This window comes from Dysgonomonadaceae bacterium zrk40 (genome assembly GCA_016916535.1).
Lineage (GTDB): Bacteria > Bacteroidota > Bacteroidia > Bacteroidales > Dysgonomonadaceae > Proteiniphilum.
This window is the reverse complement of sequence record CP070276.1, coordinates 79215-103450: the sequence shown is the minus strand read 5'-3', so window position 1 is coordinate 103450 and position 24236 is coordinate 79215. Positions and strand designations below refer to the sequence as shown.

Sequence of the window (24236 nt, the reverse complement as noted above, 5' to 3'; positions counted from 1 at the left end):
AGTATTATTTAATTGCCTTTCCAAAGGTCATCTTATCCAGTCGGGTTTTAACCTTCTGTTCGAGCAAGGCATGTCGTTGACATCTCCTCACAATTTCCAGTGATCTTTTTTCTGCCATTGTATTGGCCGCGGCTTGATACCCAACTTCCATGATTTGATTCTGGCTGTGCATATCGAACATCGATACCTTTTCAAGTCCGTTCGTCTCAATCAGAATGTCACATTTTGTTTTATCCATCAACGTGTTTGAATTGGACATCAGGTTGAAGGTGCGTTCCACCATGGTGCGAATCGATTCCTTCTCTGACTTGGGAATCATCAGTGATACGTTGATGCCCACTACATAACGGCACATCTTCCTGATCACCGTTACCGGGAAGTTTTTCAGGATTCCCCCGTCCACGTAGGGAACGCCATCGATCAACTGAGGACTGAAGACGATGGGCACCGAACAAGAGGCAACTACCGCATCAACAAGATTATCTCCTTGTGAAAAAGCAACGGTACGCGCCTTCTCCCAGTCTGTAGCAATCGCATAGAAAGGGAGTTGCAGATCCTCGAAACTTTTTGCACGAAGGTTCTTTTTCAGAAATGTGTGCAACCCGGTACTTTTCAGGAAGCCGGTACGGGGAATGGTGAGTGACACAAACTCACGGAATTCATGCTTGCGAAAAAGATCTACGATTTCATCGGAATGAAAGCCGTCTGCATAAAATACACCGGCAAGCGCACCGGCACTGGTGCCGGCAATCACATCGGGTTTAAGACCATACTGTTCAAGCACCTTCAGGGTACCGAGGTGTGCGAAGCCCTTGGCCCCCCCCCCGCTAAGGACATATCCCAGAAAATAATCATAACCTTTACCGAAGATTGGCATAATTTGAAACCACAAAGAGAAGTATATATTCGATTACAAATATGCTACTTTTTTTCCTATTCTCGGCATCACCCGTTGTTTAAGAAGGTCAATTTAAATCAATTTTTGCAAATATAGGTAAAAGTATTATCTTGCAATGAAATTTTTTTAAAATGGACAGGTCACAGGAATGAAAACAAGAAGAATTGAGAAAGTAGTTCGGGGAAGCCGTCAGGTAGACGGGGCGGGAGTGAGTTTGGTTAGGGTATTTGGATTCCACGATGTTCGTGATTTTGATCCATTCCTGATGATGGATGCCTTTGATTCACATGATCCGGAAGATTACATAAAGGGTTTTCCTTGGCATCCACACAGAGGGATTGAGACTGTTACATACCTGATTAAGGGAAGGATGGACCATGAAGACAGCCTCGGCAATAAAGGCTCTATCGGTGAGGGAGAGTGCCAGTGGATGACCGCCGGAAGCGGTATCCTTCACCAGGAGATGCCCATTGCATCAGAGCGGATGTTGGGTGCGCAGCTTTGGGTCAACCTGCCGCAGAAGGATAAGATGACCGAACCACAGTACCGCGACATCACGGCCGACATGGTTCCGGTGGTGAAAGATGAAAATGGAGTGATTCGAATCATCTCAGGCAATTACCTTGGAAGAGCAGGAGCCATTGAGGCCTCTTATGTGAAGGTGCTCTACCTCGATGTTGAGATCCATCCCGGGTTGTCAATGGTGATCCCTACCCTGCCCTCCGAGAACCTGTTTGTCTATGTTGTTAGCGGCAGCGGTACAACAGGTGAGTCATCTGATGCAATTGAGTCTCACACGGCGTTGTTGTTCAGCAAGGGTGATCAATTGATCTTCCGGGCAGGAGCAGAGGGGCTGAGAATGTTATTGCTCTCAGGTGAATCACTCAATGAACCGATTGCCTGGGGCGGTCCCGTGGTGATGAACACCAGACAGGAACTGATGGAAGCCTTTGATGAACTGGATAGAGGCACTTTTATCAAGCACGAGCCTCACTGATCTGTTTCCTCTAACGGCAACTCATCTTTTAACTGACGAATGGTCTTACCCAATACCGGATGTACCAGGTCGGGGGCTATCTCGCACAGTGGTGTGAGTACGAAGTCACGCCGATGAAATCGGGGGTGCGGCAGCGTGAGCAACGGAGTGTCAAGGATCATATCACCTGCCATGATCAGGTCAATGTCGATAAGGCGATCTGCGTAGCTGCCATTCACACTTTTTTTAACCCTACCAAGCTCTACTTCAATATTTTGAGTGATTGCGAATATAGTATATATGTCTAACCTGCTATCTACTTCGCAAACACAGTTCACAAATTCGTTGGGTGAGTCAAAACCTTCAGGCCGGGTATGATAAAGCGCGGATAGGGAAATGATTCTCCCAATCCGCGCTTCTATTTTCCGGAGAGCTGTATGGATCTGATGCTCCCTGTCACCCAGATTTGATCCCAGCGCCAAAATCAGGGAGACTGTGCCGGTATCCGATACATTCATCTCAGTCTATGATCAGCATGGCGTCTCCATAGGCTCCAAAGCGATACTTCTCTTTCACCGCTTCTTCATATGCAGCCATCACAACTTCGTAACCGCCAAAGGCGGTAGCCATCATCAGCAAGGTTGAATATGGCAGGTGAAAATTGGTAATCAGGCTGTTGGCAAGGGTAAACTCGTAAGGAGGGAAGATGAACTTATTGGTCCATCCCTCTCTGGGCTTAATATGACCGTCAGTGCTCACTGTCGTCTCCAGGGCACGCAGTACAGAAGTACCCACCGCGCAGATGTTGTGTCCTTCATCCTTGGCGTTGTTCACCTGTTTGCAAAGCTCTTCTGAAATGATCATCTGTTCCGACTCCATCTTGTGTTTGGTGAGATCTTCCACATCGATCATGCGGTAAGCACCCAGTCCATTATGGAGGGTTAGAAATCCAAAATTGACATCCCTGATTTCCATTCGCTTCATCAATTCACGACTAAAATGAAGTCCGGCAGCGGGAGCCACAACTGCCCCCTCGTTACGGGCAAAAATGTTCTGGTATCTTTCTACATCATCAGGTTCGGCATTCCGCTCCATATATTCAGGAATGGGTGTCTCGCCAATGGCAAAGAGTTGCTGTTTGAACTCATCGTAAGGCCCGTCGTAAAGAAACCTGAGCGTACGGCCACGGGAGGTGGTGTTGTCGATCACCTCTGCTACCAGTTCCTCGTTTTCGCCAAAATAGAGTTTGTTGCCAATGCGAATTTTACGTGCCGGGTTTACCAACACATCCCAAAGATGCTGATCGGGGTTCAACTCCCGCAGCAGGAACACCTCTATCTTAGCTCCTGTCTTCTCTTTGTTTCCAAAGAGTCTTGCAGGAAAGACCCTGGTGTCGTTGAAGATGAAGAAATCCTTGGCTTGAAAATAGTCCAGCACATCCTTAAACACTTTGTGTTCTATTATGCCGGATTTTCGATGCAAAACCATCAAGCGGGCTTCATCACGATGTACTGACGGATGCTTCGCAATAAGCTCTTCCGGCAGGTTAAATTTGAATTGTGAAAGTTTCATATGTTATATCTACTGTTTGCTCTCTGTAACGCTTCTGCCAATCTGTTGATCCAGAAAAAGGTCTACCTCCTCCATCTTCAGACATTGATCCAGGGTCACCTCCCCTACCCTTGTACGGGTAAGGGCAGTGAGATGTGCACCCGAATGCAGCGCCTCACCGATGTCCCGGGCCAATGCTCTTATGTAGGTGCCTTTGCTGCATATCACCCGGATGGTGATATCGGGCAAATTGCATGTCATCAGCTCGATACTATCTATAACCAATAATTTGGGTTTAAGTTCAATATCTTCATTTTTGCGGGCTAGTTCATATGCTCTCTTGCCATCCACCTTCACGGCAGAGAACATTGGGGGTATTTGCATGATCTCACCTGTGAATCGGGCGAGTGCCTCTTCCACCAGTTGTGGGGTGATGTGATCGGTAGGATATTCACCATCTACTGCGGTTTCAATATCAAATGAGGGTGTTGTTGCCCCCAAGCGAATAGTTGCCAGGTACTCTTTTGTTTCTGCCTGTAATCGATCAATCTGCTTGGTCATCCGGCCGGTACAGAGGGTCATCACCCCGGTAGCGAGGGGATCGAGCGTTCCGGCATGTCCCACTTTTAGTTTTTTGAGGCCCAGTTTCTGACACAATTTGGCTCTTACTACTCGCACCACACGGAAGGAGCTCCAATGCAACGGTTTATCAATATATAAGACAGCACCTTCAATAAAATCAGTCATATTGTCACATGCTTACATTCACACCTGCCACGATCAGGATGAGTAGGATTCCTCCCACAATGATACGATAGTAGCCGAAGGCTTTGAAGCCATACCTGGTAAGAAAATCAATGAAAAAGCGAATGGCCAGCATTGCCACCAGGAATGCCACCAGATTGCCGATGAACAGCAGTAAGAAGTGATCGGAAAGCATATCCATTTGAACAGGGTCTTTTAAAAGCTGGTAGAGTTTGTAGCCTGCTGCCGCAGCCATTGTGGGCACAGCCAGGAAGAATGAGAACTCGGCGGCATTCTTGCGATTGAGTCCTGTTCCCATTCCACCCACGATGGTAGCCATTGAACGGGACACCCCGGGTATCATGGCTATGCACTGGAAGAAACCGATCTTGAGTGCCCTCTGCCAGCTCATCGACTGGTCAGCCACGGGACGGTTGAACCAGCGGTCCACAAAGAGCATGAAAACACCTCCGATCACCAGCATTACTGCCACCACGGTTACGCTCTCGAGCATGCTGTCAATCAGGTCACCCATCAGCAGTCCAATAACACCTGCCGGCAGGACCGCGATGAAAAGTTTCCAGTAAAAATCATATTTGTACAGAAAGTTCTTCCCGGATTGAACAATTCTTTGTTTGGAAGAGGGTGTGTCCTGGATCCCCTCTTGTGGTCTCTCAGTGTGATTGAGTCGAAAAAAACGCTTCCAGTAGAGTACCACAACTGAGAGAATCGCCCCAAACTGAATGATTACGGTGTAGGCTTTCACAAATTCACTGCTCTCCATACCGAGCAACGATTGGGTGATAATCATATGTCCAGTTGAAGAGACAGGGAGAAACTCAGTCAGTCCCTCAACGATGGCAATGATAATTGCTTCAATAAACGTCATGAAAATTTTGTTATCAGCTGTTTACCGTCACGAACGGTTTACTATTCCTCTTTTTTCCCTTTGTTGGACGGATAGAGAATTCCAACTATCATCAGGACAAAGCCTGAAAGGGCAACCACTGGTGCCACCCTGATCCTTCTCACGCTAAATATATCCGGTTCAAAACCGCTCTCGGTGGTGGAAGGTCCTGTCATTAGCAGTAGTCCGGCAATGATTAGCAGGACAGCTATGCCGCAAATAATCAGGTTTGTTTTGCTTAACGCTAAGTTCTTCTGAGACATTTCTTTCGTTGTTTATACATAATAAAGCTGATCGGAACGCATCTTCAGGTATCTGTTCACGGCGAACAGAGTGGCAAGTGTGGAAATCAGAACTCCCATCAGGACAACCGCCGTGAATATGATTCCCAGATCGGCATTGGAGATGATGGGTTGAATAGTTGCGTACTCCCTGTTGAAATAGCTGATCAGTACCAAGATGATACCATCCGCGAGGATGCCGGAAATGATACCGGTATAGATGTTGTTTACCACAAATGGTTTACGAATGAAACTACCGGTAGCACCCACCAGTTTCATGGTGTGAATGATGAACCGCTTAGAGTAAACACTGAGCCGGATGGTGTTGCGAATCAACGTGAAAGAGATGAAAAGCAGCACCAAGGCGAGCACCAGCAACACCGACATCACTTTCGACAGGTTGTTGTTTATCAGGTCTATTGCTTCCTGCTGGTATAGCAAATCGGTGACATTGCTCTCCTCACGGATAACGTTGTTGATTACGGCAATGCTGTCACTGTTGGCATACTCTGAGTGTAGGAAGATCTCAATGCAATCGAGAGCGGGGTTGTAGCCAAGCAACTCTTCTGGATCATCACCCAGCTCCTTGATCAGCTGCTCTTTGGCCTCCTCCTTACTGATGAAACGCGAAGATCGCACAAAGGGTTGCGCATCGAGATTGCGTCGTATGTTGGTGATCTGAGATTCACTGATACCGGCAGAGAGCATTACATTGAAACTCATGTTCTCTTTAACCTGTTTCGAGAGGCTGTTGCCGGTGAACAGGATTAGCAAGGTCACACCCAACAGTACCAGCACCAGTGTAATGCTGATGGTGGAGGTGATCTTCGCATTTAAAAAACGGATAACAGATACTTTTTTCTTGTTTGACATAGGCGCTTCGATAATCGAAAGGCGTGATAGGTGTTAAAACAGTCTATTCCAAATTAAGTTGCAAAGTAATACAAAATCTTGCAGAAAACAAGTGGTAAACGGTTTTATTTTCAACCCTCTTTCACCGGTTTGAGCCCCATCTCCTGGGCACGTGCCATCATATAACGATATGCATCATCATGCTCGTTGGGAATTATCCCGTCGAGGATAGCATCTTTAATAGCCGCCTTCAGGATACCTACCTCCCTGCATTCGGGAAGGCCAAATAGCGTCATGATCTCATTGCCATCGACAGGTGGCTGGAAGTTACGAACCCGGTCTTTCTCCTCAATTTCACGAAGCTTACGACGTAAGATTTTGAAGTTGGACACAAAACGACGTACCTTGACTGGGTTCTTAGAAGTAATATCAGCTTCACAAAGAGTCATCAGGTGTTCAATGTCGTCACCGGCATCGAAGAGCAATCGCCGCACAGCCGAGTCGGTAACCTCATCCTCTACCAGCTGCATAGGTCGCATGTGGAGGGAGACCAGCTTCTGCACATACTTCATCTTCTCATTCTGGGGCAACTTCATCCTCCGGAAAATATGGGGGACCATCTTCTCGCCAATGAAGTTATGGTTGTGAAAAGTCCATCCCAACTTGGGGTCCCAACGCTTGGTCACCGGCTTGGCGATGTCGTGCATTATTGCTGCCCACCGTAACCAGAGATCATCTGTTTCACGGGCAATGTTGTCCAACACGGAGAGCGTGTGATAAAAATTGTCCTTGTGCCCTATCCCCTCTTTGGTCTCTACACCCTTCAATGCTGTGAACTCCGGAAAGAGTATCTCCAGAAGCCCTGTTTTTTCGAGCAGGATGAAACCGACAGAGGGCTTGGGTGAGAGAATGATCTTGTTCAACTCATCGGTGATTCGTTCCATGGAAACGATGGAGATACGTTCCTTGTTGCGATCAATGGCGTCGAAGCTATCGGGGTGTATGTCAAAACCCAGCTGAGCAGCAAAACGAACAGCACGCATCATTCGCAGTGGGTCATCACTGAAGGTAATGTCGGGGTCGAGTGGCGTACGGATAATCAGATCCTCCAGGTCCTGCATGCCCCCAAAGGGATCCAGAAACTCCCCGAAGCGATTATTGTTCAGGCAGAAAGCCATTGCGTTTATGGTAAAGTCGCGTCGCCGCTGATCATCCTCCAATGTGCCGTCCTCCACGATGGGCTTGCGTGAATCGCTCCGGTATGACTCCTTTCGGGCACCCACAAATTCAATCTCAAATTCTTTGTATTTGATCTGTGCTGTACCGAAGTTTTTAAAAAGAGTTAGGTGCGCTTCCCTGCCCAGCTTGAGCGCGACTGCAGTTGCCAGGTCAATACCTTTTCCGATGGCAACCACATCGATATCATTCGAGGGACGATAGAGGAAGAAATCACGCACATACCCGCCAATCAAGTAACATCCCAACTGCATCTCATCGGCAGTGCGAGAGATCAACCTGAATAGTGGGGTATCAATATGTGCCTTTATATCTTCCGTGGAAATGTTCATGTTTAATGGACTTTAGTCTATTCAATCAGCTCCGGTGCAGGTTGTCATTTTGCATCGCTGATATTTTGTTACGATTTGCAAAATTACAATAATTGTCTTTTAAAGCCATTTTTATACCGAATATATTTGTACTTTTGCGGGTGAAACCGTTGTTAAACAGGTTATTTTTATCAGTTGATTTTGTTTTTCCGATATGCGTAACTCACTTCGTTTGATTTCACTCTGGATGATACTGCTTTTCATGCTCTCCTGCGGAGGCAGTGACAGTGGCGCCAGAGATTATCTGAAAGAAGCGGGAAATGCTTTCGAAAAGGGGAATTATGCGCTTGCCAAGATGAAGATTGACAGCATAAAAGTGCTTTTTCCCGAAGCTTTTGATGAGATTGATGCCGGTTTCAAACTGATGCAGGAGATTCGCATGGCAGAGAACCGGCGAAACATCAGCTACTGCGACTCGCTGCTGCGTGTGAACTATACTGCACTCAGCCAACTGCTCAACAATTTTGATTATGTCAGAGACAACCGGTATCAGGAATTTGGTGAGTATTATCCCAAGATCTATCCGCATCACTCATCACTCGACAGGAACGGCCTCCGTTCAGGTGTACGAGAGAATGGGACTCTCTTTATCGAGAGTGTGCTCTCCGGAACTGCCATTAATCATAACCGGATCAGGGTAACAGCTGCTGACGGCAGCTTTTCCGAAAGTGGCAGTGTCACTGCCGACGGCTTCAATTATCGGTTCAACACTCTCGACAAAAACTATGAGATTGTACGCTTCACGGGGGGCGATGAGAAGGGTGTGGCAGGATACATTCACACCTATCACGACCAACCCCTTACAGTTCATTTCATCGGCAAACGAACGGTGAAGGTTCCGCTCATCGATGCCGCAAAAAAGGGGATTAGTCGCTCCTTCGAACTCTCCACGCTGCTGCTCGACATAGAGCAGCTGAAGTTTGAGAAAGAAAGGAGTGAAGTACTGATCCGCTATCTCGAGAGCCGTAACGATAAACCAACAGAACTTCCGGCCAATTGAAGGAAATCATCCTGATAAAGGGAAATGTGTCCTTGTTAAGGTTTATTAATGTTTTGTGGTGAACAATCCTATACGCCTGGCAATTAATATAAATGAGACAAACAAATAATTATTATATAAAACAAATTCAAACAGTTACAACATGAGGAAAATCATATTTGGTACATTGGTTTTGGCTATAGCAGCACTACTTTCAGGTTGCGATAACCTGGGTGAAAATGTAGGGGCTGACAGCAACAACTATTTTACTTTTGAAGGGGACAGATTAGCGATCAGGGAGATTGAATCAACCCGCTCGGGTGATGATTTTGTCTTCAAACTATATTCGGGCAGTGATGCTGCTTCCAGTCGTCATTTTATTGAACTTACTTTTCCAGCAAGCTATACCGATACGCTATTCACCATTCCGCTTTCACGCGGCGACTGGTCGGTGAACGGTGCCATTCACGATATGCCCTTTGCAGGCAGTCGAGCAGGTAGAGTTGGGTTTCAGAGTGCCAATGTGCAGTTCAAAGTGCTCGACGGTGCAGGTAGCTGCGATTTGAAGTTCTCTCTGGCGCTCAACGACAATCGTTGTGTAAACGGTTTTTACAAGGGAACAATCATTAATTATTGATTTATTTTCGGGGATTATCAAAATAATCTCTATCTTTGTCCACAGAAATCTTGGTGTTCCGGTGCGGTTTCCCGCATCGAAATGAAAAGGGAATCAGGTGCAAATCCTGAACAGACCCGCTGCTGTAAGCTCCACTTACGTGCTGAACAAAAACCTAAATTGCCACTGTCCCCCTGCGGGATGGGAAGGCGTTCAGACACGGGAGTAAGTCAGAAGACCTGCCAATGGTTCATAAAACAGTTACATGGCTTTCGGGGAATAAAGCTTGAAAACAACACGCAAGAGAATCATTTTTTAACTACGTGTTTCATTTTCAACAGGCTTTACCGGAATAATATTCGGTATAGATGAGATCTCTTTTTCAATCTGTTTGTTTGTTGGCAAGTACAGCTATTTGTGTACTGCCCATTAGTGCTATTGGACAGACGGTTTCCGACACAATCGGTCTTCCTGAAGTGGTGGTTACCGAGCGCTTCAGTGACCGCGAGATCCGGGCAACTGCACCCCGGTATATCCTTACAGGGGAACAAATAGGACAACTTAATGCCCTTCAGCTTTCTGATGCGGTGAAGTATCTTCCGGGAGTCACCATCCGCGATTATGGCGGCATTGGGGGACTGAAAACGATCTCTGTACGGAGTCTTGGGGCACACCACACGGCAGTAAGTTACAACGGAATTACCCTCTCAGATCAGCAGACGGGGCAGATCGACATCGGTCGCTTTTCGCTCGAGAACGTAGATAGGGTGACCCTCCACAACGGGCAAGATGATCGTATCTTTCGGCCTGCACGCTCCTTTGTTTCCGCTTCGGTATTGGAGATCATCACCTCTGAACCCCGTTTTAACGGGAACGAATGGTTGAATGGTAAGGTATCTCTGCGTGGTGGTTCTTATGGACTCTATAACCCCTCCCTTCTTATTAACAGTAAGCTTTCGGAGAGGGTAAGTGCCACCTTCAGCGGTGAGTGGATGAGTTCCCGCGGAGATTATCCCTATTTGCTAAGTTACGGCACTTCTGCAGGTGACAGTACTTCCCGGGAGCGTCGCATCAACAGCGATGTGGAAAACCTGCGCCTGGAAGGGTCTCTGCATGCCAAATTCTCTGCCAGCAGCCGGGGTGATTTACATCTCTACTATTTCAGTTCAGAACGAGGTCTTCCGGGAGCCACCATCTACTATAACACACTCCATGATGCCGGTCAACGATTGTGGGACAGGAACTTCTTTCTGCAGGGACATTTCGAGCATACCTTCTCCAGCAAGTGGTTGTTTCAGACCAACGGTAAGTACCAGCGGGGCTACCTGCGTTACCTTGATCCCACCTACCTGGGTGTATCTGGAAAAGTTGAGGATGTCTTCACACAAAATGAGCATTACGGCTCTCTATCAGCACTCTACCGTGCTTTTCCCAACCTCTCCTTTTCTGCCTCCACCGACCTGATATCGGCCACCATGCATGCTAACCGAAAGGGATTTGTTATTCCCACCCGACTTACTTCCCATACAGTAATTGCCACAAAGTGGGTCAGTGAACAATTGCTTGCTACTGCCAGCCTACTTCACACGCAGACATTCGAGTCCGCCGACAATGGTGTAGCAGGCACCAATCGCACCCGATTTTCACCCTACCTGAGTGTATCTTTCAAGCCTTTCCACACGCATGATTTACGTATGCGTGCCTTTTATAAGAAGAGCTTCCGGTTGCCCACCTTCAACGATCTCTACTTTCCGCAGGTGGGAGTGCGGAACTTGCAGCCGGAAGATGCAGAGCAGTTCAACATCGGACTCACCTTCGGCACCACCAACGATGAGCTGTTGCAGCAGTTTACAATTACGGCTGATACCTATCACAACCGGGTAGAAAACAAGATAGTAGCCTACCCCACCCGCAACTTGCACCAGTGGGCAATGGTAAACGTTGGCAAAGTGATCATTAACGGTATTGACCTTTCGTTGGAGGGCTCGACAGCTGTGACCGACGAGATGATGCTCCATGCCGGGAGCAGTTACACCTGGCAGACAGCTATCGACCACACGGACCGCCAACAGGTGAGCTTTGGACATCAACTCCCCTATACCCCCCACCACTCGGGGTCTTCCCGAATGGCCCTGGAGATTAAACAATTGCAGGTTGCCTACACCCTGATTTGGTCGGGCAAACGCTACAGCAACGGCTATAACGATGCTGCCTATCGAATGGAGAGGTATGCCGATCACAGCATCTCCCTTCAGAAATCCTTCAACACATCCCTGGGGAGGCTTATGCTGGTAGGAGAAGTGCTGAATCTGACAAACAAGAACTACGAAATCGTCCGCAACTATCCTATGCCCGGCCGATCCTTCCGATTGACACTATCTATTCACTTTTAAATAATTCAATGAAATGAACAAAAACAGACTTTTATTTTTTGTGATGCTCCTGACAACTCTTTTGATATCGAGTTGCGACGAGAACGACAATCCGGCCGGTGAAGGAGATAAGACCCCTGAAGAGGCAACATCGCTGCTGATTCTCAATGAGGGAAGTATGGGGATGAATGATGCCACCCTGACGCAGTATAACCTGCAGGAAGATGCTATCACGAAGGATTATTTCCGGAATAAGAATAAACGGGGATTGGGGGATGTGGCAAACGACATGGTACAATACGGGTCGAAGATCTACATTGCGGTTAATAAGTCGGGAACCGTAGAGGTTATCGAAGCTGCATCAGGCATTTCAATTCAACAGATTAAAATGGAAACCGCTAGCGGTGCAAGCAAAGAGCCACGACGAATCGCCACCCATGGAGGGAAAGTATATGTCACCTCTTTCGATGACACCGTTACCCGTATCGATACGGTCTCCCTCACAGTGGATGGATCTGTAGAAGTAGGAATGGATCCGGAAGGAATAGCCATCAAAAACAACAAGATCTACGTGGCAAACTCGGGGGGATTGAACTGGGAAAATGGGTATGACAACACCCTCTCGGTGATCGATCTCTCCAGTTTTACAGAAGAGAAAAAAATCGTGGTGGGCACCAACCCGGGAGCAGTACAAACCGACAGCCAGGGAGACATCTATCTCTCGGTAACAGGCAACTACGGAGATGAGCCCGGCGCTTTCAAGATCATTCGCTCAGGTAGCAACACTGCTGAGACTGTTGAAGGCATCACATCTCCGCAAAAGTTTGTGATCAGTGACAACAAAGCCTATATCATCACCGGTTCCTATGGTGTTCCCAACAGTATAGTGGTCTACGATTGCCTTGAGGAGAGAGTCATCACCAACAGCTTCATCAGCGATGGTACTGAGATTCCAATCATGAACAATGTGACTGTCGATCCCGTGAGTGGTGATCTCTTCGTGGCATCCACCGACTATGTCCATCCGGGCGATCTCTACTGTTTTGACAAGACCGGAAAGATGAAATTCAGGCTTACGGCCACTGGCATCAACCCCTCGGTCGTAGTGTGGCAATAACAAAAAAAGCTGCGTGACAGTTTTGCTGTCAGCAGCCTTCTCTCTACTTTATTATTATTTTGATCAGAAAGGCATTCCAAGTGATTGGCGTGCCTTTTGTTTTTTGTTACAGTCGCGATTACCGACTGTGTGTCACAGGATCATACTCCACTGCTCCACCTTCACTGTCACCGGAAAAAGGGACAAATCCCTCTTTTCTTCGCAGGTAGAAAAACTCGTTTTCCTCTTTTGCATCCCTCACGATCTCCATCAGTTCGAATCCCTCCTTGCTGAGCATATTCAGCACAGCGATCATCCCGTTGAAGGAGACCACCCTGCGGCGGTCGTCAGTGATCTGGGGGATACGCCCCCCTTGTCCCCAGTCGACACGTACCGTCACCTTCGAACTGAGCAGTGGTCCCGAGTCAGACCAGATACGGATATAGTCGGCATCCAGCGACCCGATTGGTGTCTCATTCACATACTGTGCCCGCGCCAGCGAAACGCTTCCCGCAACGAACAGCAACATCAGAAAAAATCTTGTCTTCATCGTTTTGATATTTTTAGTTGGTTATATGCTGGGATCAGTAAGCTGTTCTAATCCAACTTCAGTACCGCCAGGAACGCTTTCTGCGGCACCTCTACGTTGCCCACCTGCTTCATACGCTTCTTGCCCTCCTTCTGTTTCTCCAGCAGCTTTCGTTTTCGGGAGATGTCCCCGCCGTAACACTTGGCGGTCACATCCTTGCGTACCGCCTTCACCGTCTCACGGGCGATGATCTTGGCACCGATGGCAGCCTGGATTGCAATGTCGAACTGCTGGCGTGGAATCAGCTCCTTAAGCTTCTCGCACATGCGTCGTCCGAATGCCTGTGCATTGTCGTTGTGAGTCAACGTGGAGAGGGCATCCACCGGCTCACCGTTGAGCAGGATATCCATCTTCACCAGCCTGGAGGGCCGGAAGTCATGCATGTGGTAGTCGAATGAGGCATACCCCTTTGAGATGCTCTTCAACTTATCGTAGAAGTCAATCACAATCTCGCCCAGCGGCAGGTCGTAAATGATCTCCACCCGGTCGCCAGAGATATACTCCTGCTTGATCAGCACTCCCCGCTTACCAAGGCAGAGCGTCATGATGGAACCGATATAGGCGGTGCTGGTAATCACCGAAGCACGGATGAAAGGCTCTTCGATCCGCTCAATCAGCGTTGGATCGGGCAACCCGCTGGGGTTGTGTACTTCCTTCATCTCCCCCTTCTTGTCGTACACTTTGTACGATACGTTGGGCACGGTGGTGATCACGTCCATGTTGAACTCACGTTCCAGCCGCTCCTGAATAATCTCCATGTGAAGCAATCCCAGGAAGCCGCAGCGAAAGCCAAAGCCCAAGGCTACGGACGACTCCGGTTGAAAGGTAAGTGAGGCGTCATTGAGTTGCAGCTTTTCGAGCGAGGCACGCAGGTTCTCAAAATCTTCACTCTCTATCGGGTATACCCCCGCGAAGACCATCGGCTTCACCTCTTCGAAGCCGGCAATAGCCTTACTGGCAGGCCGCTTCACGTGGGTGATGGTATCACCTACCTTCACCTCCTTAGAGGTTTTGATCCCGGAGATTATGTACCCTACATCACCACAGTGCACCACATCGCGGGGCACCATGGAAAGACGCAGGATCCCCACCTCATCGGCCTCATATTCCTTGCCGGTGTTGATGAACTTCACCAGGTCGCCCTTGCGGATGGAGCCGTTCACGATCTTGAAGTAGGCGATGATGCCGCGGAAGGGATTGAACACAGAGTCGAAGATCAACGCCTGCAGCGGTGCCTCCGGATCACCCACTGGCGCGGGTACCCGCTCGATGATCGCTTTAAGGATCGCCTCGATGCCGATGCCTGTCTTGCCGCTGGCACGGATCACCTCCTCGCGCTTACAGCCCAGCAGGTCCACGATCTGGTCTTCCACCTCGTCGGGCATGGCGCTCTCCAGATCCACCTTGTTGAGTACCGGGATGATCTCCAGGTCATGCTCGATGGCCATGTAGACATTCGAGATGGTCTGTGCCTGAATCCCTTGAGCGGCGTCCACCACCAGCAAGGCTCCCTCGCAGGCGGCGATGGAGCGCGACACCTCGTATGAGAAGTCCACATGTCCCGGGGTGTCAATCAGATTGAGGGTGTAGTTCTCCCCCTCATACTGATAGGCCATCTCGATGGCGTGACTCTTGATGGTGATGCCTCGTTCCCGCTCCAGATCCATGCTGTCGAGCACCTGCGCCTGCAGGTCTTTTCCTTCCACCGTTTTGGTGAACTCCAGCAGGCGGTCGGCCAGGGTGCTCTTACCATGGTCAATGTGGGCAATGATGCAAAAGTTGCGTATCTTATTCATCTATATTCTCTCAATCTTAAAATTCCGCGTTGTTTGGTGTGCGAGGGAAAGGTATCACGTCACGAATGTTGGTCATCCCTGTGACGAAGAGCATCAGTCGCTCGAAGCCCAGACCGAAGCCAGCGTGCGGGGCTGTGCCGAACTTGCGCGTCTCAAGGTACCACCATATGGGATCGGTATGCATGCCGGTCTCTTCGATTCGTTTCATCAGCTTGTCGTAGTCCGCTTCACGCTCCGATCCGCCAATGATCTCGCCGATCTTTGGGAAGAGCACGTCCATGGCGCGTACGGTCTTGCCGTCATCGTTCTGCTTCATGTAAAACGACTTGATCTCGCGCGGGTAATCGGTCAGAATCACCGGACGCTTGAAGTGCTTCTCAACGAGATAGCGTTCATGCTCGGACTGCAGGTCGGCACCCCAGTAAACGGGGAACTCAAATTTTTCTCCCGATTCCTCAAGGATCTTCACCCCCTCAGTGTAGGTGAGTCGCACGAAATCGTTCTCCACCACGAACTTCAGCCGGTCTACCAGCTCGTTGTCATACATCTTGGCCAGGAATGCGATGTCCTCGCTGCAGTGCTCCAATGCATACCCGATCAGGTACTTCAGGAAATCCTCCGCAAGATCCATGTTGTCGTTGTTGTCATAGAAGGCAACCTCCGGTTCAATCATCCAAAACTCGGCCAGGTGGCGCGGTGTATTGGAGTTCTCGGCACGAAAGGTGGGTCCGAAGGTGTAGATGGCACCCAGTGCCATCGCTCCCAGCTCACCCTCCAGTTGTCCCGAAACGGTGAGGTTGGTCTGCATCCCGAAGAAATCCTCCGAGTAGTCTACTTTTCCCTCCTCATTGCGTGGCGGGTTGGCTGCATCGAGCGTGGTCACATTGAACATTGAGCCGGCTCCTTCTGCATCCGAAGCAGTGATGATGGGGGTATGGAAATAATAAAAACCCCGGTCGTTGTAGAACTTGTGGATGGCATATGACATGTGGTGACGCATACGGTAAATGGCACCGAAGGTGTTGGTGCGGGGGCGCAGGTGAGCGATCTCACGCAGGAATTCCAGCGAGTGTCCCTTCTTCTGCAGCGGATACACAGTAGGATCAGCCCCGCCGTAGATCTCCACCTCTGTGGCCTGGATCTCCACGGTCTGACCCTGTCCCTGCGACTCCACCAGTCGGCCGTTCACATTGATACAGGCACCGGTGGTGATGGGCTTAAGAAACTCTTCACCAAATTGCGCGATGTCAATCACAATCTGTATGTTATTGATGGTCGATCCGTCATTCAGTGCGACGAAACCCACATTCTTGTTTCCCCTTCGGGTGCGTACCCACCCCTTTACGTTCACCTCGTCTCCGAAGCTTTTCAATTGGAGTGCTTCCGAGATTTTTGTTCGTTTGATTTGCTTCATAACTGGTTCTATCTCTCAACGAGAGAATCTATACTTGTACTGTTTATAAAAAGTTCCCTCCGTGCGATGACGGAGGAAAAAAATTGTTACAATGTTAATCGAAGGCACCCATGCGGAGCATGTTCACTTCCTGTTCCGAGAGGTAACGCCACTTGCCGCGCGAGAGTTTTTTCTTGGTGAGACCTGCGAAATAAACCCTGTCGAGCTTCAGTACGCGGTAACCCAGCTTCTCGAACATACGGCGCACCACACGGTTCTTGCCCGAGTGTATCTCGATGCCTACTTGGGTGAGATCCTCCTCGGTCACGTAGCTGATGGCATCGGCATGAATCTCGCCATCCTCCAGTTCTATTCCGTCGGCGATGGCCTGCATGTGTTCCATGACTACCGGTTTGTCGAGCCACACCTGGTAGATCTTCCGTTTCTCATACTTCGGATGTGTTAATTTGGATGCCAGGTCACCATCGTTGGTGAGCAGCAGCACTCCCGTGGTAGCCCTGTCGAGACGCCCTACAGGGTAAATACGCTCGGAGCAGGCACTCTTCACCAGTTCCATCACCGTCTTGCGGTTTTCCGGGTCGTCGGTGGTGGTGACAAATCCTTTCGGTTTGTTCAGCAGTACATAGACCTTGCTCTCCAGTCGCACCGGCTGGTTGTGGAACATCACCTCATCGGCACGGGTTATCTTGGTACCCAGTTCGGTCACCACCTCCCCATTCACCTTCACCACACCGGCGGTGATGAACTCATCGGCTTCACGGCGGGAGCATATCCCGGCGTTGGCAAGGTATTTGTTCAGGCGAATGGGTGCGTTGGGGTCAGCACTCTCCTTGTACTTGATCTGCTTGAATGGTTTTTTCTTCTTCAGCCTCTTGCCGCCCGGGCCCATGGTGCTCTGATCGTTCCGTTGCTGAGAGGGGCCTCCCCAACTGCGATTGCCTTGCTGAGGACCTCCCGGACCCCTCCTCTGAGGAGCCGGACGCTCTCCCACTCTGGGGCGACGTTTTCTGGGTGCACCTTCCTGATTGCCGTAACTGTTTCCCTGTGGCGCATCTTCCCAGTTGCGGTTGTAAGATCTCTCTGACGGTTGACGATTGTAATTCCTGTCGGAGGATTGGCGATCGTATGACCTGTCAGAGGATTGACGATCGTAGGGCCTGTCTGAAGACTGCCTGTCGTAGGGTTTGTTGTAAGGCCTGCCGGTTGAACGGGATCCTTCCTGATTTGGTCTCCGCTCATTGCCATAATTGCGATTCGGTGAAGCGTGTCTCTCATTGTTCGCGCTAAAAAATTGCCGTTTGGGGCGCGATTCTTCGTTGTTTGTTGTCATTGTTGTTGTCGTTGCTTTGTTTGTGATTACAGTTGAAACCTCACGGTTTTAATTTTTCTTCCTAAAACTTCCATCTCTTTACCATTCAGGCACAAGAGAGATGGAATTTCCAAACTCGATGCGTTCAGTACGCCTTTTCTGTGATCTTCATCAGCATGTTTCCCGGAAGGGGATTCTCTTTTCAGATACCAGTGTAATTTTGGGGTGTGATGGCTCTTAATTCCTCTTTTATTTTCTCGTTTACATCCAATGTCCCAATGAACTCCGAGATACTCTTTTTCGTAATCTCACTGTTTGTTCGTGTAAGCGCTTTCAATGCCTCATACGGTTTATGGTATCCCTCTCTTCTCAGGATGGTCTGGATCGCTTCGGCAACCACTGCCCAGCTCTTCTCCAGATCCTGGTCAATCGCCTCTCTGTGTAATAACAGTTTACCTATCCCTTTTGTTGTGCTTTTGAGGGCAATTAATCCATGTGCAAGGGGGATGCCAATGTTTCGTATCACGGTTGAGTCTGTCAGATCCCTCTGAAGACGTGAAATGGGCAGCTTGGCCGCCAGGTGTTCGAGCAGTGTGTTGGCTATTCCCAGGTTCCCCTCGGCATTCTCAAAGTCGATCGGGTTCACCTTGTGCGGCATGGCCGATGAGCCTACCTCACCCTCTTTGATCTTCTGTTTGAAGTACTCCATTGAGATATATTGCCACATGTCGCGGTTGAAGTCGATCAAGATGGTATGGATTCGTTTCAGTGCATCGAACGAAGCCGCCAGTGCGTCGTAGTTCGATATCTGGGTGGTGTACTCTTCCCTTGCCAGATGCAGCTTCTCCTGCAGGAATCTTTCTGCAAAACGTTTCCAGTCGGTATGTGGATAAGCCACATGGTGGGCGTTAAAGTTTCCCGTGGCACCGCCGAACTTGGCTTTTGCAGGGATGTGCTTCAGCACTTCCAACTGATTGTTGAGCCGGTAGGCAAATACCATTATCTCCTTGCCCAGCCTTGTGGGTGATGCCGGCTGACCATGTGTGCGGGCAAGCATCGGGATGTCGGCCCACTCCTCTGCCAGTGATCCGATCTGCGCGATCAGCTTCTCCAGCTCGGGGATGTAAACCTCCTGCAACGCCTCCTGCCACATCATAGGCGTGGCGGTGTTGTTGATATCCTGCGAGGTGAGTCCGAAATGAATGAATTCCTTGTAAATGTCAAGCCCCAGCCGGTCGAACGCTTCTTTCAGGAAGTACTCAACAGCCTTCACGTCATGATTGGTCACTTGCTCAATTTCCTTCACCCGCTCAGCATCTTTCACGGAGAAGTTGTGATATAGTTGCTGTAATTCACTGAACAGGCTCTTGTCAACCCTGTTGAGTGGTTCAATGCCTGCTTCACACAAGGCGATGAAATATTCGATCTCTACCTTCACACGATACCTGATCAGTGCATATTCCGAAAAATAGGCACTCAGATCACCGGTTTTGGTTCTATAGCGTCCGTCGACGGGGGAAATGGCTGTCAGTTGGTTTAGCTCCATTGTAGTTGTTGCGCAATGCGGATTAAGAAATCGGGTACCGAGTTACGGAAAATCACTTTCCGCAAGTTTCATCTCAGTCATATCGATGTTGAATTTTCCCGTAAGAATATAACTCCCTATGATTACGGTACAAAAATAGGGATAATTACAGAGTTGAAAAAATATTTATAAAATTATTTGCAAAATATTTTGCGGGAAAACAAAAAGAGTCTATCTTTGCATCACTTTTTCAGAGAGCATCCTCCGGGAGCGGAGTACAGCAAAGGAAAAGAACATTTTCGGGCGTTTAGCTCAGCTGGTTCAGAGCATCTGCCTTACAAGCAGAGGGTCGGCGGTTCGAATCCGTCAACGCCCACAAAATAAAACACTTATCGATTCATTTCGGTGAGTGTTTTTCTTTTTTAGGTATGCTACCTGTTTGAACTCCCATCTTTATTGTGAAACGAGTCATGGCGTATCCCCATTTGAATCGTTTTCTTCCATTTCCTTCAGTTTAAGTACGGTATTGGTTCTAATCTCGTTCTAATATGGTTCTAATATGGTTCTAATCTCGTTCTAATAGATTAGAAGCAGTAAAGAATCAGTTACGACCAAATAAAGGTGAAATTGTGTGTCATGTGAAGCCCTGTAGAGAAGATCAGTTGAACAAAGCATCCGACGAGATGGTTACTCACAGGAACAACCATTCCATATGAACGACTTGAAATTTTCCATCCTCGACCTGGCTTATTATTCAGAAAGTAACCGCTCTGCCGGTGAGGTGCTGCACAACTCCACCGAGATCGCCATCCTGGCGGAACAGCTGGGGTACCACCGTTACTGGTTCGCCGAACACCATAACAGCGCTTCGCTGATGAGCATGTTCCCTGAAATCATCATGGCACATGTTGCTTCGATGACTAGCCGGATAAGGGTGGGTAGCGGAGGAGTGATGCTCCCCAACCACAGCTCGTTGAGTGTGGCGGAACGCTTCTCTATGCTGGAGGCGCTGCACCCGGGACGTATCGACCTGGGCATTGGACGTGCCCCCGGCACCGACGGCAGAACAGCATATGCACTGCGTCGTTCCTGGGAGGTGTTGCGCGAAGACACCTTTCCCCGTCAGTTGAACGAGCTCTTGGGTTTCTTCGGTCATGACCTGCCGGAAGAACATGAATTCGCCAGGATTGTTGCCAATCCCGACTCTTCGCTGGTACCGCAGTTCTATATGCTGGGATCCAGCACGGGAGGAGTTCAGTATGCCATCCAAAAGGGGTTGGCATTCGTCTTTGCCGCACAGATCAACCCCGAGATGGCGGTACCGGTGATGCAGCTCTACCGGCAGCAGTTTCGCCCCTCAAAATATTACGGCCAACCGAAGGCAATACTCTCCATCAGTGTTTTCACCGCTGAAACAGAGGAGGAGGCCTACTATCAGGCTGCCCCTTCCCTGCTGATGTGGACAATGCTTGCCACCGGTAAACGCTTCACCTTCTTCCCCACCCTTGAAGAGGCGAACAGCTACCCCTACACGCTGCAGGAGAGAGCCATACGTGATCAGCAGATGAATAAGTTCGTGATTGGCACACCGGAGCAAGTGGCTGATCAACTCCACCTTTGGGCTGCGAAAACAGGGGCTGAAGAAATCATCATGTTGGATGGCTACCCGGAGATGAACGCCCGCAGGAAAGCATACACCCTGCTGGCCCGCCAGTTTGGGCTCAACGGCGAACGGAAGTAGGTGCTGCACTTCTCACGTAGTGCTTATTCAGACATGTTTTTAATGTAGGGCAACTCTCTCAGATTGCTGAAACCATAGAACCGGCGGGCATTGCTGCTGAGGAACATTTTCTTCTCCTCATCGGTGAGCAGTGCGGATCGGAGCACGAAATCGTATGACATCCTGTAGGTGATGGCGGTGATGGTTCTCGGATAATCGGAACCCCACATCAGCTTTTCCATGCCGACCAGTGATGCCGCCTCCCTGATAGCCTTGACAGCCCCCAGATAGGGATAAAACTCTTCGTGGAACAGCCAGGTGATTCCGCCCGATTCAATCCGCACGTTGGGGTGACGGGCCAGCTTGATCTGTTCCTGCCACCCGGGACGGGTCACCATGCCGAAATGACCAATCGCAATTCGTAACCGGGGAAAGGTGGCAATGATCTCCTCCATCTCAGCCACCTGGGCAGCACCATCGGCCAGGTCGATCGAGAGCAGCAAATCCTGTCGCTCCATCTCTCCGAAAATCTCCATCAGCTCATCGGTGGTGAGCCATATCCTCCTGTCGGACATCAGCAAACGGTTTGCCGGAATCTTCAGCGCCCTGAATCCCTGTTGGAAGAGCTCCGATGCATGCCTGCGCCACCCCTCCCTGCGAAGATCCACCATGCCGCAACAGAGAAAGCGGTCAGGGTATCGTTGCAGCACCTCCAGCAGATAATCATTCTGCAGCCCATCGATATACTCCTGCGTGATCACAGCTGCCGACACCCGGGCATAATCCATGTTCGACAAGAAGATCTCAGCGGTGTTGCGACCATCCAGGATAAAGGGCGGCACCATCTGCCGGATCTCACCCATGAAAAGGGAACGCCCGTTGGTGAGGGTCTCAATCTTCTGCCCCTCCACTTCTGTATCCTGCCTGAGCCACAGATGGGCGTGGGCATCGATAATGGGATAATCTGCTTTCATTCGAATGCGAGGATGATTTTGATTACTCTTTCGCGGTTCTCAGACCAATATTGCAATGCCTCTCCCGCCGCCTCCGGAGGATAGACCGCTGTGATCAGCGATGCGGGAAGCCGGTTGCGCCGGATGTAAGCGATCACGGCGCGGAAATCTTCCGGCAGCGCATTGCGTGAGCCCCTGATGTCCAGCTCTTTTGAGACGAAATATTTGGTTTCGAAGGAGACCTCCGACTTGGCGTAGCCGATACAAACCACCCGACCGGTGAACGCCACCTCGTCGATCGCCATGCGATAGGTGGAGGGGGAGCCCACCGCCTCAATCACCACGTCGGGACCCATCCCACCTGTCAACTCCATCAGGCGAGTATGCAGATCCTCCTCTTTGGAGTGGATTGTATCTGTCGCACCCAGCTGCTTCGCCAACTCCAGCTTCTGATGGTCCAGGTCCACCGCGATCACCCGTGCACCCCGCAGTGCCGCGCGGATGATTGCCCCGGTGCCGATCATCCCGCAACCAATCACCATCACCACATCCAGGTCGGTGACAGCGCCCCGCGCTACGGCATGAAAACCAACACTCAGTGGTTCCACCAGCACCAGCTCCCGGGCATTAAGGTTGTCAGCGGTGATCACCTTCTGCCAGGGTACAACAATCTGTTCGCACATGGCACCATCGCGCTGTACACCCAAGGTCTGGTTAAACTGACAGGCGTTGGGACGTCCGTTGCGACAGGAGGGACAGTTGCCGCAGCTGGTGTAAGGATTCACCGTACAGCGCATCCCTACCCTTATGTTCGCCGGAACACCCTCTGTCACCTGCTCTACCACGGCACTGATTTCATGACCGGGGATCACCGGCATGCGCACCATCGGATTCATCCCCAGGTAGGTGTTCAGGTCCGATCCGCAGAATCCGGCGTAGACCACTTTCAACAACACCTCACCCGGTTGTGCCACCGGCCTCTCTTTTTCCTCCGGGGCAGCCTGCCCGACAGCTGATATCTTTACTGCTTTCATTGTGATTGTTCCAAAAATTTCATGATTAACTGTTCAGCCAGGTGTCCCTGAAACGGGGCTCCAAAATTCTCCTTACATCGGCCAGCAACTCCTCGTTGAGAGGCTCCTCCATCCATCGCAGGTTCTGCATCACCGATGCGCTGCGGGTGGTGCTGAAAAGTGTGGTGGCAATCTGCGGATTCGATACGGCATATTGGATGGCCAGCTTTTCAATGCTTTCACCTCTCTCCCGGCAGTAGTCGGCCGCCTTCCGGCAGAGCATTTTCAATGGCTCCGGTGCCGGATGCCACTCAGGGGCACCCCGCTCTGTCAGCAACCCCATGGAGAAAGGAGAGGCGTTGATCACACCCACCCCATGCTGTGCAAAATAGCCGAGATAATCACCCAGGGAATCATCGTTGAGTGTATAGTGACAGAAGGAGAGGATCGACTCCACTGTGCCCGGTGGCACATGATCAATCACATAGACGAAATGGCGGAGTGTCAGGTTGGTGATCCCGACATGCCCTACCACACCTTTCTCCCGTAACTCTACCAATTTAGGCAGTGTTTCATTGCAGACCTGATCAAGATCGGCAAATTCAATGTCATGTACGTTGATCAGGTCAATGTAATCGACTTGCAGCCGTTCCATGCTCTCATAGAGACTCTCCTCAGCCCTTCGTGCTGAGTAGTCCCACTCATTCACCCCCTCATTGCCGTAGCGTCCCACCTTTGTGGAGAGGTAATAACTCTTCCGGTCCGCTCTTTGTAAAGCCTTTCCCAGCACTTTCTCCGCTTTGAGATGCCCGTAGTAAGGCGACACATCGATGAAATTGATCCCATGTTCCAACGCTATCAGCACCGCTTCGATACCTTCCTCCTCTTTCAGGGAGTGAAACACCCCCCCCAGTGAGGAGGCTCCAAAGCTCAGGGGTGTCACCATCATACCGGTGTTTCCGATTTCTCTTTTTTTCATATTTCAGACTTTCTATCTGCCACAAAGCAGGAGTACAATGAACAAAAGTAGAAATTTTT

The 24236-nt window shown here is 49.8% G+C and carries 22 protein-coding genes, 1 tRNA gene and 1 riboswitch; of the genes, 7 read left to right on the top strand and 16 right to left on the bottom strand.

Annotated elements, in window-relative coordinates:
* Positions 1-4: 4 nt before the first annotated feature.
* Positions 5-877, bottom strand: a complete 873-nt coding sequence (locus tag JS578_00475; protein ID QRX63778.1) for a patatin-like phospholipase family protein — start codon at positions 875-877, stop codon at positions 5-7.
* A 169-nt stretch (positions 878-1046) separates the two neighbouring features.
* Here JS578_00475 and JS578_00470 point away from each other — a divergent pair, with 169 nt between their 5' ends.
* Positions 1047-1895: a pirin family protein gene (locus tag JS578_00470; protein QRX63777.1), complete on the top strand. Its 849-nt coding sequence runs from the start codon at positions 1047-1049 to the stop codon at positions 1893-1895.
* Here JS578_00470 and folK read toward each other — a convergent pair.
* The 7 genes from folK to JS578_00435 all read right to left on the bottom strand — a co-directional run bounded on the left by folK (position 1889) and on the right by JS578_00435 (position 7777).
* Positions 1889-2392, bottom strand: a complete 504-nt coding sequence (gene folK, locus JS578_00465) for a 2-amino-4-hydroxy-6-hydroxymethyldihydropteridine diphosphokinase (protein QRX63776.1) — start codon at positions 2390-2392, stop codon at positions 1889-1891. The two genes, JS578_00470 and folK, sit on opposite strands and share 7 nt — an antisense overlap.
* A gap of 1 nt (position 2393) precedes the next feature.
* On the bottom strand, positions 2394-3446 hold the full coding sequence (gene queA, locus JS578_00460) for a tRNA preQ1(34) S-adenosylmethionine ribosyltransferase-isomerase QueA (protein ID QRX63775.1): 1053 nt from the start codon (positions 3444-3446) through the stop codon (positions 2394-2396).
* A 9-nt stretch (positions 3447-3455) separates the two neighbouring features.
* Positions 3456-4172 (bottom strand): tRNA pseudouridine(55) synthase TruB, encoded by a 717-nt coding sequence (gene truB, locus JS578_00455; GenBank protein QRX63774.1) that lies wholly within the window; start codon positions 4170-4172, stop codon positions 3456-3458.
* Positions 4173-4176: 4 nt separating this feature from the next.
* On the bottom strand, positions 4177-5058 hold the full coding sequence (locus JS578_00450; GenBank protein QRX63773.1) for an undecaprenyl-diphosphate phosphatase: 882 nt from the start codon (positions 5056-5058) through the stop codon (positions 4177-4179).
* A 41-nt stretch (positions 5059-5099) separates the two neighbouring features.
* Complete coding sequence (locus JS578_00445) at positions 5100-5339, bottom strand: DUF3098 domain-containing protein (GenBank protein QRX63772.1); 240 nt, start codon at positions 5337-5339, stop codon at positions 5100-5102.
* 12 nt (positions 5340-5351) lie between these two features.
* Entirely contained in the window at positions 5352-6230 is an 879-nt protein-coding gene (locus JS578_00440) for a cell division protein FtsX (GenBank protein ID QRX63771.1), read from the bottom strand.
* Positions 6231-6340: 110 nt separating this feature from the next.
* Positions 6341-7777 carry an HD domain-containing protein gene (locus tag JS578_00435; protein QRX63770.1) on the bottom strand — a complete coding sequence of 479 codons (1437 nt, stop codon included), beginning with the start codon at positions 7775-7777 and terminating at the stop codon, positions 6341-6343.
* Between the two features lie 226 nt (positions 7778-8003).
* Between JS578_00435 and JS578_00430 the strand changes: the two genes are divergently transcribed.
* The 4 genes from JS578_00430 to JS578_00415 all read left to right on the top strand — a co-directional run bounded on the left by JS578_00430 (position 8004) and on the right by JS578_00415 (position 12900).
* Entirely contained in the window at positions 8004-8816 is an 813-nt protein-coding gene (locus JS578_00430; GenBank protein QRX63769.1) for a hypothetical protein, read from the top strand.
* A gap of 142 nt (positions 8817-8958) precedes the next feature.
* Complete coding sequence (locus JS578_00425) at positions 8959-9432, top strand: hypothetical protein (GenBank protein ID QRX63768.1); 474 nt, start codon at positions 8959-8961, stop codon at positions 9430-9432.
* Between the two features lie 34 nt (positions 9433-9466).
* A riboswitch (cobalamin riboswitch) is annotated at positions 9467-9673 on the top strand.
* Positions 9674-9809: 136 nt separating this feature from the next.
* Positions 9810-11804: a TonB-dependent receptor gene (locus JS578_00420; GenBank protein QRX63767.1), complete on the top strand. Its 1995-nt coding sequence runs from the start codon at positions 9810-9812 to the stop codon at positions 11802-11804.
* 13 nt (positions 11805-11817) lie between these two features.
* Positions 11818-12900 carry a hypothetical protein gene (locus JS578_00415; GenBank protein QRX63766.1) on the top strand — a complete coding sequence of 361 codons (1083 nt, stop codon included), beginning with the start codon at positions 11818-11820 and terminating at the stop codon, positions 12898-12900.
* Between the two features lie 118 nt (positions 12901-13018).
* Here the strand turns inward: JS578_00415 and JS578_00410 are convergent, their stop codons facing one another.
* From JS578_00410 to purB, 5 genes are all read right to left on the bottom strand, one after another.
* Positions 13019-13429, bottom strand: a complete 411-nt coding sequence (locus tag JS578_00410; GenBank protein QRX63765.1) for a hypothetical protein — start codon at positions 13427-13429, stop codon at positions 13019-13021.
* Between the two features lie 47 nt (positions 13430-13476).
* Entirely contained in the window at positions 13477-15264 is a 1788-nt protein-coding gene (gene lepA / locus JS578_00405; protein QRX63764.1) for an elongation factor 4, read from the bottom strand.
* 16 nt (positions 15265-15280) lie between these two features.
* Positions 15281-16678, bottom strand: coding sequence for an asparagine--tRNA ligase (asnS, locus tag JS578_00400; protein QRX63763.1), 1398 nt, complete (start codon positions 16676-16678; stop codon positions 15281-15283).
* A 94-nt stretch (positions 16679-16772) separates the two neighbouring features.
* Positions 16773-18008: an RNA-binding S4 domain-containing protein gene (locus JS578_00395; protein QRX63762.1), complete on the bottom strand. Its 1236-nt coding sequence runs from the start codon at positions 18006-18008 to the stop codon at positions 16773-16775.
* Between the two features lie 181 nt (positions 18009-18189).
* Positions 18190-19533, bottom strand: a complete 1344-nt coding sequence (gene purB, locus JS578_00390; GenBank protein QRX63761.1) for an adenylosuccinate lyase — start codon at positions 19531-19533, stop codon at positions 18190-18192.
* 280 nt (positions 19534-19813) lie between these two features.
* Between purB and JS578_00385 the strand changes: the two genes are divergently transcribed.
* Together JS578_00385 and JS578_00380 are read left to right on the top strand one after the other, a co-directional pair.
* Positions 19814-19888: transfer RNA gene (locus JS578_00385), tRNA-Val, on the top strand.
* A gap of 336 nt (positions 19889-20224) precedes the next feature.
* Positions 20225-21253 (top strand): LLM class flavin-dependent oxidoreductase, encoded by a 1029-nt coding sequence (locus JS578_00380; protein ID QRX63760.1) that lies wholly within the window; start codon positions 20225-20227, stop codon positions 21251-21253.
* Between the two features lie 23 nt (positions 21254-21276).
* Here the strand turns inward: JS578_00380 and JS578_00375 are convergent, their stop codons facing one another.
* The 3 genes from JS578_00375 to JS578_00365 are packed head-to-tail and all read right to left on the bottom strand — an operon-like array spanning position 21277 to position 24177.
* A complete protein-coding gene (locus JS578_00375; GenBank protein QRX63759.1) occupies positions 21277-22206 on the bottom strand; it encodes an amidohydrolase in 930 nt (309 codons plus the stop codon).
* The gene (locus JS578_00370) at positions 22203-23219 is read right to left on the bottom strand and encodes a zinc-binding alcohol dehydrogenase family protein (GenBank protein QRX63758.1); all 1017 of its coding nucleotides are present in this window, start codon (positions 23217-23219) and stop codon (positions 22203-22205) included. The genes JS578_00375 and JS578_00370 overlap by 4 nt, the downstream gene beginning before the upstream one ends.
* A 25-nt stretch (positions 23220-23244) precedes the next feature.
* A complete protein-coding gene (locus JS578_00365) occupies positions 23245-24177 on the bottom strand; it encodes an aldo/keto reductase (GenBank protein QRX63757.1) in 933 nt (310 codons plus the stop codon).
* Positions 24178-24236: the final 59 nt, after the last annotated feature.

What these genes read in the sequence shown, in the direction of transcription:
- JS578_00425 (QRX63768.1), top strand. Translation starts at nt 8,959, where the DNA reads ATGAGGAAAATCATATTTGGTACATTGGTTTTGGCTATAGCAGCACTA.
- JS578_00375 (QRX63759.1), bottom strand. Translation starts at nt 22,206, where the DNA reads ATGAAAGCAGATTATCCCATTATCGATGCCCACGCCCATCTGTGGCTC.
- JS578_00380 (QRX63760.1), top strand. Translation starts at nt 20,225, where the DNA reads ATGAACGACTTGAAATTTTCCATCCTCGACCTGGCTTATTATTCAGAA.
- asnS (QRX63763.1), bottom strand. Translation starts at nt 16,678, where the DNA reads ATGAAGCAAATCAAACGAACAAAAATCTCGGAAGCACTCCAATTGAAA.
- JS578_00365 (QRX63757.1), bottom strand. Translation starts at nt 24,177, where the DNA reads ATGAAAAAAAGAGAAATCGGAAACACCGGTATGATGGTGACACCCCTG.
- queA (QRX63775.1), bottom strand. Translation starts at nt 3,446, where the DNA reads ATGAAACTTTCACAATTCAAATTTAACCTGCCGGAAGAGCTTATTGCG.
- JS578_00370 (QRX63758.1), bottom strand. Translation starts at nt 23,219, where the DNA reads ATGAAAGCAGTAAAGATATCAGCTGTCGGGCAGGCTGCCCCGGAGGAA.
- truB (QRX63774.1), bottom strand. Translation starts at nt 4,172, where the DNA reads ATGACTGATTTTATTGAAGGTGCTGTCTTATATATTGATAAACCGTTG.
- JS578_00450 (QRX63773.1), bottom strand. Translation starts at nt 5,058, where the DNA reads ATGACGTTTATTGAAGCAATTATCATTGCCATCGTTGAGGGACTGACT.
- JS578_00470 (QRX63777.1), top strand. Translation starts at nt 1,047, where the DNA reads ATGAAAACAAGAAGAATTGAGAAAGTAGTTCGGGGAAGCCGTCAGGTA.
- JS578_00415 (QRX63766.1), top strand. Translation starts at nt 11,818, where the DNA reads ATGAACAAAAACAGACTTTTATTTTTTGTGATGCTCCTGACAACTCTT.
- JS578_00440 (QRX63771.1), bottom strand. Translation starts at nt 6,230, where the DNA reads ATGTCAAACAAGAAAAAAGTATCTGTTATCCGTTTTTTAAATGCGAAG.
- JS578_00475 (QRX63778.1), bottom strand. Translation starts at nt 877, where the DNA reads ATGCCAATCTTCGGTAAAGGTTATGATTATTTTCTGGGATATGTCCTT.
- JS578_00430 (QRX63769.1), top strand. Translation starts at nt 8,004, where the DNA reads ATGATACTGCTTTTCATGCTCTCCTGCGGAGGCAGTGACAGTGGCGCC.
- folK (QRX63776.1), bottom strand. Translation starts at nt 2,392, where the DNA reads ATGAATGTATCGGATACCGGCACAGTCTCCCTGATTTTGGCGCTGGGA.
- JS578_00445 (QRX63772.1), bottom strand. Translation starts at nt 5,339, where the DNA reads ATGTCTCAGAAGAACTTAGCGTTAAGCAAAACAAACCTGATTATTTGC.
- lepA (QRX63764.1), bottom strand. Translation starts at nt 15,264, where the DNA reads ATGAATAAGATACGCAACTTTTGCATCATTGCCCACATTGACCATGGT.
- JS578_00410 (QRX63765.1), bottom strand. Translation starts at nt 13,429, where the DNA reads ATGAAGACAAGATTTTTTCTGATGTTGCTGTTCGTTGCGGGAAGCGTT.
- purB (QRX63761.1), bottom strand. Translation starts at nt 19,533, where the DNA reads ATGGAGCTAAACCAACTGACAGCCATTTCCCCCGTCGACGGACGCTAT.
- JS578_00435 (QRX63770.1), bottom strand. Translation starts at nt 7,777, where the DNA reads ATGAACATTTCCACGGAAGATATAAAGGCACATATTGATACCCCACTA.
- JS578_00395 (QRX63762.1), bottom strand. Translation starts at nt 18,008, where the DNA reads ATGACAACAAACAACGAAGAATCGCGCCCCAAACGGCAATTTTTTAGC.